The organism is Halomonas almeriensis, assembly GCF_030409235.1.
Taxonomy (GTDB): Bacteria; Pseudomonadota; Gammaproteobacteria; order Pseudomonadales; family Halomonadaceae; genus Halomonas; species Halomonas almeriensis.
The window spans coordinates 76,636-88,264 of sequence record NZ_JAUFPO010000002.1; the positions used below are offsets into that span (position 1 = coordinate 76,636).

Here is an 11,629-nt window from a genome sequence, read left to right on the forward strand (position 1 = left end):
CGCGCTGCCGCCATGCCGCAAGTCGACACCCGAGGAGGCCATGCCATGTTGGTGGTACGTCCTGCCCGGCCGGCGGATCTGCCGGCCCTGGAGCGCCTGGCAGGCACGGCGACGCCGCGCCTGACCAACCTGCCGGCGCACCGTGACCGTCTGGAGGAGCGCATCGCGCGCTCCCAGCGCGCCTTCGACGCCGAAGTGGACTTTCCCGGCGACGAGCATTACACCTTCGTGCTGGAGGATCTGGAGCGGGGCGAGGCGGTCGGCACCGCCACCATTCGTGCCCAGGCCGGCGCCCAGGAGGCCTACTACACCTATCGCCAGGAAACGCTGATCCACGCCTCCCAGCAGCTCGATGTGCGCCGCGAGGTGCCGACCCTGTCGCTGTCCCATGAGGTCTCGGAAGCCAGCCTGCTGTGTGCCTATTCACTGGATCCGCATTATCGCGGCACCAGTGCCGAGAGCCTGCTGCGCCGCGCGCGACTGATGTTCATCGCTCAGTATCCGGAGCGCTTCGCCGAGGTCCTGGCCATGGCCTTTCCGGGCTACCTGGACAGCGAGCAGCAGTCGCCGTTCTGGAACAGCGTGGGTCGCCATTTCTTCGTGCGCGACTTCCAGGAGATCAACTACATCGCCGGCGTGCGCTCGAAGAGCTTCATCGCCGAGGTGATGCCGCAGTTCCCGCTCTATCTGGCCCTGCTCTCGCCCCAGGCGCGGGCCGCCGTGGGGCGCGAACATCCGGCCTATGAGTCGGCCGTGGGCGAGATGCTGGCCGAGGGTTTCCTGCGTTCGCGGCATGTCGATATCTTCGATGCCGGCCCGGTGGTCAAGGGCGAGCGTTCGCGCCTGGAGAGCTTCCGTCAGGCAGCATGGCACCCGGTGCGCGTGCGTCCGGCCCATTCGCTGCCCGATGCCGAGCCGGCCATGGTGGCCAATCAGCGCCTCGGCGATTTTCGCTGTGTGGTGGCGCGTTACGCCCTGTCGCCGACCGGCCAGCTCATGCTGTCGCCGGAACATGCCGAGTTGCTGGGCGTCGAGGAAGGCCGTGCCGTGCTGGCGGCGCCCCTCGCCCTGGCGGGCGGCGAGCTGGATGCCGGTTACGATGAAGGAGAGCTGTAATGCGCATACGACCCATTGCCGAGTCCGATCTCGAAGGGCTGCGCGTGCTGGCGCGCGAAACCGGCGTCGGTTTCACCTCCCTGCCGGACAACACCGAGTTCCTGGCGGCCAAGATCGCCACGGCGGTGAGCGCCTTCAATGGCGAGACGCCGGAGGAAAATCGCCTGTACTTCTTCGTTCTCGAGGACGAGGTCGAGGGCAAGCTGGCCGGTTGCTGCGCCATCGAGAGTCAGGTGGGGCGCGAGATTCCCTTCTACCATTATCGCGTGGGCACCCTGGCGCATTCCTCGGTTCAGCTCGATCTGCACCGCACCATCGATACGCTCTTCTTGAGCTCCGACCATACGGGGGATGCCGAGGTGGCCTCGCTGTTCCTGCGTGCTGAGTACCGCGGCGCCGATCGTCGCCATGAGCGCAATGGCGCCCTGCTGTCGATGATGCGCTGGTTGTTCATGGCCGAGTTCCGCCAGACCTTTCCCGACAAGGTGCTGGCCGAGATGCGAGGCCTGTTCGACGCCGACGGCCGCAGCCCCTTCTGGGACTGCCTGGGCAGCCACTTCTTCCCCCTGGATTTCAGTGAGGCCGATCGCCTGACCGGCCTGGGGCAGAAGAGTTTCATCGGCGAACTGATGCCCAAGTTCCCGATCTATACGCCCTTCCTCTCCGAACAGGCCCGCGCCTGCATCGGCCAGGTCCATGACGACACCCGGCCGGCGCTGGCCATGCTCAAGAAGCAGGGGCTGCGCTGGGAAGGCTTTATCGACATCTTCGACGGCGGCCCCACCGTCGAGGCCTATATCGACGATGTGCGTGGGGTGCGTCTATCGCGGCATTGTCGGGTCGAGGTTCAGCCGGGCGAGCTGGAGCAGACACCACGCCCGCGCTGGCTGGCAGCCAACACCGTGATGGCGGATTTTCGCGCCGCCTGGGTCGGCCGCGGCCCCGACGAGCACGGCGTGCTCACCCTGAGCGAGGCCGAGGCCCAGCGCCTGGAGGTTCGTACCGGCGACACCCTGCGCATTCTGGATAGCGACGAGGAGGCATGATGAAGGCGACGCAACAGCTACTGATCGGCGGCCACTGGCAGGACGGCGAAGCGACAGCATTCGGCAAGCAGGATCCCGTGAGCGGCGAGTCGTTATGGTCGGGTGGTGCGGCCAGCGAGGCCCAGGTGGATGCCGCCGTGGCTGCCGCACGCGCCGCCATGCCCGATTGGGCGCGCACGCCCCTGGAAGAGCGCAAGGCGCTGGTCGAGCGCTTCCGCGAGGCGCTCGAAGCGCACCGCGAAGACCTGGCCATGGCGATTGCCCACGAGACCGGCAAGCCGCTGTGGGAGGCGCGCACCGAGGTGGGGGCCATGATCGGCAAGATGGCGATCTCGGTCCGCGCTCAGCAGGAACGCGCCGGCGAGCGCGAACGCGACCTGGGAGATGCGCGTGCCGTGCTGCGTCACCGTCCGCATGGCGTGATGGCGGTCTTCGGCCCCTACAACTTCCCCGGGCACCTGCCCAATGGCCATATCGTGCCGGCGCTGCTGGCCGGTAACAGCGTGGTCTTCAAGCCCAGCGAGCAGACGCCGCTGACCGCCGACCTGACCCTGCAGTGCTGGCGCGAGGCCGGTCTTCCGGAAGGCGTCATCAACCTGGTCCAGGGCGCGGCGCCGGTGGGGCAGGCGTTGTCCCAGCACCCGGGTATCGACGGCCTGCTGTTTACCGGCAGCGCCAAGGTCGGTGGCCTCTTGCAGCGTCAGTTCGCCGATCAGCTGGGCAAGATCCTGGCGCTGGAGCTCGGCGGCAACAACCCGCTGGTGGTCAAGGATGTGCCGGATCAGGATGCGGCCGTGCTGACCATTCTGCAGTCGGCCTTCGCCTCCGGCGGGCAGCGCTGCACCTGCGCTCGGCGCCTGATCGTGCCGCGCGGTGAAGCCGGCGACCGGCTGCTGGAAGGCCTCGCCGAGGCCATCGGCAAGCTGCGCGTGGCCAGCCAGTTCGCCGAGCCGGCGGGCTTCTACGGCGGCCTGGCCACCCTGGAGGCCGCGGATGGTCTGCTTGAAGCGCAAGCCGACCTCGAAGCGCGAGGTGGCCGCGTGCTGTCGCGCATGGCGCGTCTGGAGGAGGGCACCAGCCTGCTTTCACCGGCGCTGATCGACGTCACCGGCGTCGAGGTGCCCGACGAGGAGCACTTCGGCCCTCTGCTCAAGGTCTATCGCAGCGCCGACTGGGACGAGGCGATCACCATGGCCAACGATACCCGCTACGGTCTGTCCGCCGGGCTGATCGGCGGCGAGCAGGCCGACTGGGATGACTTCCTGTTGCGTATCCGCGCCGGCATCGTCAACTGGAACCGTCAGACCACCGGTGCCTCGGGCGATGCGCCCTTCGGTGGAGTGGGGGACAGCGGCAACCATCGGCCGAGCGCCTACTATGCCGCCGACTACTGCGCCTATCCGGTGGCGTCCATGGAAAGCCAGGACCTGCATCTGCCGGACCAACTGCCACCGGGGATCACGCTATGAATCAGGTGGCTCAGGATGTGCGCGAGGTCAACTTCGATGGCCTGGTCGGCCTGACGCACAACTACTCCGGGCTGGCCCATGGCAACATGGCCTCGATGACCCATCAGGGGCTGATCGCCAATCCCCGCGAGGCCGCGCTGCAGGGTCTGGAAAAGATGAAGTCGCTGATGGAGGCCGGCTATGCCCAGGGCGTGCTGCCACCCCAGCAGCGGCCGGACCTCGGGGCGCTGCGCGAACTGGGCTTCACCGGCAGCGATGCGCAGGTGCTGGCCCGGGCAGCCGAGGAGGCGCCGCAGCTACTGCGCGCGGTGTGCTCGGCGTCCAGCATGTGGACCGCGAATGCCGCCACGGTCACGCCCGGCCTGGATGCCGCCGATGGTCGCGTGCACTTCACGCCGGCCAATCTGCAGTCGAGCTTCCATCGTTACCTGGAGCCGTCGACTACCGGGCGAGTGCTGGCGTCGATCTTTGCCGACTCGGCGCACTTCGCCCATCATCCGGCGCTGCCGGCCACCCCGGCCTTCTCCGATGAAGGTGCGGCCAACCATACCCGGCTGTGTGCCGAGCATGGTGAAGCCGGCGTGCACCTGTTCGTCTACGGGCGTCAGGCCTTCGGTGGCGATGGTGTCGAGCCCACACGCTTCCCGGCCCGGCAGACCCTCGAAGCCAGTCAGGCCGTGGCCCGTCAGCATGGCCTGAGCGAGGCGCAGAGCGTCTTCGCTCAGCAGCATCCGGACGCCATCGATGCCGGCGTCTTCCACAACGACGTCATCGCCGTGGGCAATGGTCCCGTGCTGCTCTACCACGACATGGCCTTCCGGGACGAGGAAGCCACCCTGGATGCCCTGCGGGCGAAGATGCCCGAGCCGCTGATCCCGGTGCGCGTTCCCAGCGAGGCGGTCAGTCTCGAGGATGCCGTGGCCTCCTACCTCTTCAACTCGCAGCTGCTCAGCAACCCCGACGGCAGCATGACCCTGGTGGTGCCCGGCGAGTGTCAGGAGCGCGAAGCGGTATGGCGCTGCATCCAGGATCACCTGCTGGCCGGTAACAACCCGATCAGCGAGGTGGTGGTCAAGGACGTCAAGCAGAGCATGCGCAATGGCGGTGGCCCCGCCTGCCTGCGCCTGCGCGTGGCACTCTCGGCCCGCGAGCGTGCGGCGATTTCCGGCCGTGTGCTGCTCGATGACGCCCTGCATGGCGAGCTGACGACCTGGGTCCAGCGCCACTACCGCGACCGCCTGAGCCCGGCGGACCTCGCCGACCCGCAGCTCGCCGAGGAATGCCGTGTCGCCCTCGACGAACTGTCGCGACTCCTCGGGCTCGGCAATGTCTACCCCTTCCAGCTCGGCTGAGGCATGACCTCACCGCTTCTGACCTATCAGGCCGCGCTGGAGGCGGGCTTTGTCGCCGATGCGGCTCAATGGCAGGCCGTGACGGTGCTGGAGGAGGCGCACCAGTCGTTGGCGCGAGGCGAACCCCGGGTGCCCGGGGTTTACCTATGGGGCACCGTGGGACGTGGCAAGACCTGGCTGATGGATGCCTTTCAGCGCAGCCTGAGCGAGCCGGTCATCCGCCAGCATTTCCATCACTTCATGCGCTGGGTGCATCGCCGCCAGTTCCAGTTGACCGGCACGGCGGATCCGCTGGCACGGCTGGCCGCCGAGCTGCTCGGTGAGGCCCGTGTGCTGTGCCTCGATGAGCTCTTCGTCAACGATATCGCCGATGCCATGTTGCTGGGGCGTTTGCTCACCGAGCTCTTCGAGCAGGGCGTAACGCTGGTCACCACCTCCAATCAGGCGCCGGCCGAGCTGTATGCCGATGGCTTCAACCGCGAGCGTTTCCTGCCCGCTATCGAGGCCATTGAACGCAGTACGCGGGTCGTGCACCTGGAGGGGCAACAGGATCATCGGCGCCATCCCGGGGCGCCGGAACCTCGCTACTGGGTCCGCAGGGAGTCACGGCCCAGCGTGCTGCCGGGCGTGTTCGAGCGCTTGAATCATGGCCGGCCCGTCAGCGATGAGTCGATCAGCCTCGGGCATCGCGCCATCGAGGTTCGTGCCCGTGGCGATGACACCCTGTGGTGTGATTATGATGCGCTCTGCGAGCAGCCGCTCTCGGCGCTGGATTTCATTGGCCTGTGCGACCGTTTTCGCCGGATCGTGCTGGGGGAGGTGCCCTGTCTGGCCGGTACGCCCCGGGCCGCGGGCATTGCGCGCGGCACCGAGGACGCCGGGCAGCGCGTTGCGGCCGGCGACCGCGAGCTGCCGGCACTCTCGCGCCAGGACGATGGCGTACGGCGCTTCATCGCCCTGGTCGACGAATGCTACGACCGCGGCATCCCGCTGTATATCGAGGCCCGGGTGGCCATGGAGGAACTCTACCCCGCCGGCCACCTGGCGTTTCCGTTCCAGCGCACCCTGAGTCGCCTGCGCGAGATGCAACTGGCGCGCTTCAGCGCTGGTCTCGCGTTGTCCGGATCATGACGAGGGGGCCTGTCGGTCGACCTGCAGAGCCAAGGCCGAGTCCGGGGCAATGGTCAGTTTCGCCCGGCCGTCGTCATCGACCGTAATCTGCGTCTCGCAGTCATCCAGGAGATTGCAGTATTGGCCGCCTGAAAGCCCGGTATCCAATTCAGCCTTCCAGGTGTCGCTGTCACGGTTCATGGCCAGAAAGCCCCGGTCGCCACGGGAAAAGGCGATGCGCGTCTTGCCGTCCTGCTGCCAGTTGACCACGGGGGCATCGCCGACCGCCCGGCGAAACCCGAGCATGGCGACCATTTCGTCCCAGCGGTGCTCGCACACCCAGCCGCGCGCGGACAGATTGTCACGCGCCAGGCAGCCCATGCCCGTATCGCCATGAACGCGGCGGATTTTCCAGTTGCTGTCACCGTCCTGGGTGGGCGGCCCCTGATCACCGTTATCGAAGGTGTAGCTCGACATCAGCTTGGGCGTACCGTAGGGCCAGGCCAGCATGAAGGTGTTGGCCAGCGGGTAGAGCGTATCGCGATGCATCAACATGCCGCCGCCCACATGACCACGCTGCTTATCATGGTTGTCGACAAACACAATGGCCTTGTCATCGCTCAGCCAGCTTTCGCCCTGCCCCAGGGTCTTCAGCCGTGCCAGGTTGCCCTGACTGATGGCCTGGGCAAGCTCGTGGGAGTACCCGAACTCGGTGACATCAGCTGTCGGGGCGTACTCCTGCTTGCGGATCGGCTCGTTGCCCGGATCGATCACTTCCTGGAAGACAGCGGGCTGACCCTCCAGACGTTCGAGGATCGCGGCAATATCCTGGGCTGGCATGTGCTTGGCAGCATCGATACGCAGACCCGCAACGCCGAGGTCGAGCATGGACTGAAGGTAATCGGCAATCCGGTCGCGCACTGTCGCCCGGTCGGTCGCAAGGTCGGCCAGGCCAAGCAGATGGCAATGCTGTACCTCGTAGCGGTCCTGATAGTTCTGGATCTGATCGTTGTCGTGTCGTCCGCAATGATGGAAGTCGTCACGCTGATAAAGCTCGCCATATTCGAAGGGAGAGTAGGGCGTGCCGGCGATGCCGACCCCTTCACCGATGCCGGCCATGTGGTTGATGACTGCATCAGCGATGATGTCGACACCCGCGTCAGCGCAACGCTTGATCATCCTGGTGAAGGCCTCGCGATCGCCACTGCGTGACTCGAGTTGATAACTGACCGGTTGGTAGCGGGCCCACCAGGCTCCCTCAACGTCGTCGAGCGCGATGTGTTCGTTGGCCGGCGAGATCTGCACCGCATCGATGCCGGATGGCCCGAGGTGGGTCTCACACTCCCTGGCGACATCGTCCCAGCGCCATTCAAACAGATGCACCATCACGGGCTCTTGGGGTTCGGTGGACGAGGGAGTGCTGGCGGCGAACGCGCCCTGGGCAGCCAGTGTCGCTGTCAGGGCCAGTAAAACGGAGTTTTTTCCAGGAGTCATGGCCAGGCCGTCCTCATTGTTGTGGTTCATGGGCATGCTGACAGAACCATCCTAGCCGCCGCCTGTACCGCCTTGCTTCCTCCCGCCAGCCCCCTTTCGCCACTTCGGGTACGCCCTCGTCTTACGCCACATCATCACGCTCGAGGGGATGAGGTGCCGAGCGCCAGGGTTCGAGATCCTGCGTGGTGACCATTTTTATGGGCGCTCGGGGCCAGGGGCCTCGGCGCCCGGATGCAGCACAACAACAATGAGGATCGACATGATGCAACGCCCAGCTTTTCTGACACCACTTCTGATCACCACCCTGACAGCCGGTGCCTGTTCGTCGGCCCTGGCCTTCGAGGACGACGCCCTGACCATCTGGATGGGAGACAACAAGGGGCCGGAGGGTATTCGCTCCGTGGCGGAACGCTTCACGGAGGACACCGGCATCGAGGTAGAGGTCGTCAACCCCGATGACCTGACCAACCGTTTCCAGCAGGCGGCAGGCAGCGGTCAGGGGCCGGATATCGTCATCTGGGCGCATGATCGCCTGGGTGAATGGGCGCAGAGTGGTCTGGTCAAGCAGCTGTCACCTTCCGAGGAGTTCCGGAAGCGCTACTTCGACTTCACCTGGGACGCTACCCAGTGGCAGGGCGATACCTATGGCTACCCGGTGTCGGTCGAGTCCGTAGGGCTTATTTACAACAAGGACCTGGTGGAAGAGCCGCCCCAGAGTCTGGCGGAACTGGCCAGCCTGGACGAGGAGCTGCAGAAGGAGGGCAAGAAAGCCTTCCTGTTCGACTATGGTGAGCCCTACTACAGCTGGCCGTTCCTGGCCGCCAATGGTGGCTATCCCTTCAAGGCCACCGAGGACGGCTATGATGTCGCGGATATCGGGGTCAACAATGACGGGGCGCTGGAAGGGGCCAGGCAGCTGCGTGAGTTGATCGCCAGTGAGGTGGTGCCGGAAGGGACCAACTACAGCGCCATGGACTCGCGTTTCAACAAGGGCGAGGTGGCAACCATGATCAGCGGTCCCTGGGCCTGGAACAACCTCGAGCAGAGTGGCATCGACTTCGGCGTGGCCCTGCTGCCCAGGGTCGGGGAAAAGCGAGCCAAGCCCATGTTCGGGGTCATGACGGCGATGCTCAACACTGCCTCGCCCAACGGCCTGCTGGCAACGGAGTTCCTGGAGAACTACCTGCTCAATGAAAGTGGCCTGAGGACCTTCAACTCGGATGGCTCGCTGGGCGCCGTGGCGCACAAGGCGTATCAATCCGACCTGGAGTCCAACCCGCGTATCAAGGCGACCCTCGCCAACGCCGAGGTCGGTGTGCCCATGCCCAACATTCCCGAGATGGGGGCCTTCTGGTCTGCCATGGAGCCAGCCATGCAGAACATCGGCAGTGGCCGTCAGGCGCCCGAGGCCGCATTGGATGCCGCCGCCGAGCGTATTCGCAACGCTACCCAGTAACCTTGAATGCCTGACTCGGCTGGATTGGCCAGGAGCCGGTAATGTATACGCCCAATGCATCCCGTGGTTTGCCACGACATCGTTCGCGCTATCTCGCCGAACGCTATACCCGATGGATAATGCGAACGCTCGTTGCCCTCATGGTGCTGGCGATCCTCTGGCTGGTGCTGGCATTTCACCTTCGCGGTCAGTGGATGTTTGCTCTGCTCTTTCTTGTCCTGGGCGCCTCCATGGCCGTGGTGTTCAGCAAGCGGCACTTGATGAGCCATCGCTATATCTTCCCGGCCCTGGCGGGAATGGGCGTATTCCTGATCTTTCCGTTGCTCTACACCGTGGGCATCAGCTTCACGAACTACAGTTCCAGCAACCTGCTGAGCGAGGAGCGTGTTCGAGAGCAGCTGCTTGATCAGACCTATCGTGCCGAAGGCCAGGGCTTTCGCTTCACGCTTTATGCTGAAGGCGAGAAAGCCAGGCTCTACCTGGAGAGCGAGACGGCCGAGGGGGATAGCGCTACCGGGGCCTTGCTTTCCGAGCCCTTTGCGTTGTCGGCCGAATCAGTGCCCCGCCAGCTGAGTGTCAAGCAGGTGGCGGATGCGCCGGCCACACGAGCCCTGCCGATGCGCGAGGTGATTGCGCATCGCGAGCTGCTGCAGACACTTTCGCTGCAAACCGCGTCGGGCACGCAACTGAGCATGGTAGGGCTGCGCCAGTTCGCGCCCATATTGCCGCGATACGAGCAAAATGCCGACGGCTCACTGACGGATCTCCGCGATGGTGGCCGGCTCACGCCGGATCAGGATACGGGATTCTTTCGTAACGCCGAGGGCGAAAAGCTGACGCCTGGCTGGCCGGTGCCGGTGGGAATGGAAAACTACACCCGGATCTTCGCCGATCCGGATATCCGGGGGCCCTTCCTGCAGATCTTTGTCTGGACCTTCGTGTTTGCCGGTCTGACGGTGGTATTCACGCTGGCGGTGGGCTTTGTGCTGGCCACCTTGCTGCAGTGGGAGCAGTTGCGCGGCAAGGCTGTCTACCGCACTCTGCTGATTCTGCCCTATGCGGTGCCCGCCTTTATCTCGATTCTGATCTTCAAGGGGATGTTCAATCAGCATTACGGGGAGATCAACCTGATTCTCGAGAGCCTGTTCGGCATCAGCCCGGATTGGTTCACGGACCCCGCGCTGGCCAGGGCGATGCTGTTGATCGTCAATACCTGGCTGGGCTATCCCTACATGTTGCTGCTTTGCATGGGCTTGATCCAGTCGATTCCGCAGGATCTCTACGAGGCCTCGGCGATCGACGGCGGCGGTGCCATCACCAACATGATGAAGATCACCCTGCCCCTGATCATCAAGCCGTTGACGCCTCTGTTGATTGCGGCCTTTGCCTTCAACTTCAACAACTTCGTGCTGATTGCCCTGCTGACTGGCGGCGCTCCGGATATTCTGGGAGCGAGCACACCGGCGGGCACGACCGACCTGCTGGTGAGTTACACCTATCGCATTGCTTTCCAGGATTCCGGGCAGCAATTCGGCCTGGCAGCCGCCATCGCGACCCTCATCTTTGTGCTGGTGGCCGCGCTTTCCTGGCTCAACCTGCGCCTCACTCGGGTCAAGGTCTAGGAGAAGATTCATGCCCATGGTTCAACCGCGTTCGATACGCCTCCGCAAGTTTGGCGCTCATCTGGCACTGCTGGGGTTCGTTTCCCTGGTGGTGTTTCCCCTGCTGCTGGTCATCTCCATCTCATTTCGAGAGGGAAACTTTGCCAGCGGCAGCCTGATACCCGAACGGTTCTCACTTGAGCACTGGGCGCTGGCCTTCGGGATTCCCTGGGAACGCGCGGATGGCACGGTGGTCCAGCCGCCCTTTCCGGTCCTGCTGTGGCTCTGGAATTCCGTGAAGGTGGCGACGGTGTCCTCGCTGATGATTCTGGCGTTGTCGACGACCAGTGCCTACGCCTTTGCGCGCATGCGCTTCAAGGGCAAGGCGCCGATTCTCAATGGCATGCTGATCTTTCAGATGTTCCCGGCCGTCCTGTCGCTGGTGGCTCTGTATGCGCTCTTCGACCGTCTGGGTGAGCTGGTGCCCTGGCTTGGCATCAACACTCATGGGGCCCTGGTACTGGCATCACTCGGGGCTGTCGCTCTGCACATCTGGACCATCAAGGGCTACTTCGAGTCCATCGATGGCTCGCTTGAGGAAGCCGCCATGGTGGATGGGGCCAGTACCTGGCAGGCGTTCTGGCATATTCTGTTGCCGTTGTCGGTGCCGATACTGGTGGTGGTCTTCATCCTGGCCTTCATCATGTCGATCATGGAATACCCCATGGCGTCAGTGCTGCTGCTGGATGAAGACAAGCTGACCCTGGCCGTCGGGGCGCAGCAGTATCTGGCGGATCACAATCAGCGCTGGGGTGACTTTGCAGCGGCGGCCGTGCTCTCGGGCTTGCCGATCACGCTGGTGTTCCTGCTGTGCCAGCGCTGGATCGTGGGTGGACTGACGTCAGGAGGTGTCAAGGGCTGAGTCGCCCTGATGGAAGGGGCACAGCGCCCGGAACTGGGGCGCTGTGCCTTGCTGAGCGCAGGT

At 64.7% G+C, this 11,629-nt stretch carries 9 protein-coding genes; 8 read left to right on the forward strand and 1 reads right to left on the reverse strand.

The features are described 5' to 3' along the window. Positions 1 to 45: 45 nt before the first annotated feature. The 5 genes from QWY74_RS00630 to zapE are packed head-to-tail and all read left to right on the forward strand — an operon-like array spanning position 46 to position 6,114. The gene (locus QWY74_RS00630; RefSeq protein WP_264826724.1) at positions 46 to 1,116 is read left to right on the forward strand and encodes an arginine N-succinyltransferase; all 1,071 of its coding nucleotides are present in this window, start codon (positions 46 to 48) and stop codon (positions 1,114 to 1,116) included. Continuing rightward, complete coding sequence (gene astA, locus QWY74_RS00635; RefSeq protein WP_264826722.1) at positions 1,116 to 2,162, forward strand: arginine N-succinyltransferase; 1,047 nt, start codon at positions 1,116 to 1,118, stop codon at positions 2,160 to 2,162. Before QWY74_RS00630 ends, astA begins: the two co-directional genes overlap by 1 nt. Then, positions 2,162 to 3,631 carry a succinylglutamate-semialdehyde dehydrogenase gene (astD, locus tag QWY74_RS00640; protein WP_264826721.1) on the forward strand — a complete coding sequence of 490 codons (1,470 nt, stop codon included), beginning with the start codon at positions 2,162 to 2,164 and terminating at the stop codon, positions 3,629 to 3,631. The genes astA and astD overlap by 1 nt, the downstream gene beginning before the upstream one ends. Then, positions 3,628 to 4,983, forward strand: coding sequence for an N-succinylarginine dihydrolase (gene astB / locus QWY74_RS00645; RefSeq protein ID WP_264826720.1), 1,356 nt, complete (start codon positions 3,628 to 3,630; stop codon positions 4,981 to 4,983). The genes astD and astB overlap by 4 nt, the downstream gene beginning before the upstream one ends. Before the next feature lie 3 nt (positions 4,984 to 4,986). Beyond that, positions 4,987 to 6,114 (forward strand): cell division protein ZapE, encoded by a 1,128-nt coding sequence (zapE, locus tag QWY74_RS00650; protein WP_264826719.1) that lies wholly within the window; start codon positions 4,987 to 4,989, stop codon positions 6,112 to 6,114. Here zapE and QWY74_RS00655 read toward each other — a convergent pair. Continuing rightward, positions 6,109 to 7,617: an alpha-amylase gene (locus QWY74_RS00655; protein ID WP_264826718.1), complete on the reverse strand. Its 1,509-nt coding sequence runs from the start codon at positions 7,615 to 7,617 to the stop codon at positions 6,109 to 6,111. The genes zapE and QWY74_RS00655 overlap by 6 nt on opposite strands. Positions 7,618 to 7,849: 232 nt before the next feature. Between QWY74_RS00655 and malE the strand changes: the two genes are divergently transcribed. Genes malE through malG form a run of 3 tightly spaced genes read left to right on the forward strand, consistent with a single transcriptional unit; the run spans position 7,850 to position 11,566 of the window. After that, positions 7,850 to 9,043 carry a maltose/maltodextrin ABC transporter substrate-binding protein MalE gene (gene malE / locus QWY74_RS00660; protein WP_290313556.1) on the forward strand — a complete coding sequence of 398 codons (1,194 nt, stop codon included), beginning with the start codon at positions 7,850 to 7,852 and terminating at the stop codon, positions 9,041 to 9,043. Between the two features lie 41 nt (positions 9,044 to 9,084). Beyond that, positions 9,085 to 10,665, forward strand: coding sequence for a maltose ABC transporter permease MalF (gene malF, locus QWY74_RS00665; RefSeq protein WP_264826715.1), 1,581 nt, complete (start codon positions 9,085 to 9,087; stop codon positions 10,663 to 10,665). Positions 10,666 to 10,675: 10 nt separating this feature from the next. Then, positions 10,676 to 11,566 carry a maltose ABC transporter permease MalG gene (malG, locus tag QWY74_RS00670; protein WP_264826714.1) on the forward strand — a complete coding sequence of 297 codons (891 nt, stop codon included), beginning with the start codon at positions 10,676 to 10,678 and terminating at the stop codon, positions 11,564 to 11,566. Positions 11,567 to 11,629: the final 63 nt, after the last annotated feature.

Coding starts and splice junctions, on each gene's coding strand:
- astA (WP_264826722.1), top strand. CDS start 1,116: ATGCGCATACGACCCATTGCCGAGTCCGATCTCGAAGGGCTGCGCGTG.
- malG (WP_264826714.1), top strand. CDS start 10,676: ATGCCCATGGTTCAACCGCGTTCGATACGCCTCCGCAAGTTTGGCGCT.
- zapE (WP_264826719.1), top strand. CDS start 4,987: ATGACCTCACCGCTTCTGACCTATCAGGCCGCGCTGGAGGCGGGCTTT.
- QWY74_RS00655 (WP_264826718.1), bottom strand. CDS start 7,617: ATGAACCACAACAATGAGGACGGCCTGGCCATGACTCCTGGAAAAAAC.
- QWY74_RS00630 (WP_264826724.1), top strand. CDS start 46: ATGTTGGTGGTACGTCCTGCCCGGCCGGCGGATCTGCCGGCCCTGGAG.
- malF (WP_264826715.1), top strand. CDS start 9,085: ATGTATACGCCCAATGCATCCCGTGGTTTGCCACGACATCGTTCGCGC.
- malE (WP_290313556.1), top strand. CDS start 7,850: ATGCAACGCCCAGCTTTTCTGACACCACTTCTGATCACCACCCTGACA.
- astB (WP_264826720.1), top strand. CDS start 3,628: ATGAATCAGGTGGCTCAGGATGTGCGCGAGGTCAACTTCGATGGCCTG.
- astD (WP_264826721.1), top strand. CDS start 2,162: ATGAAGGCGACGCAACAGCTACTGATCGGCGGCCACTGGCAGGACGGC.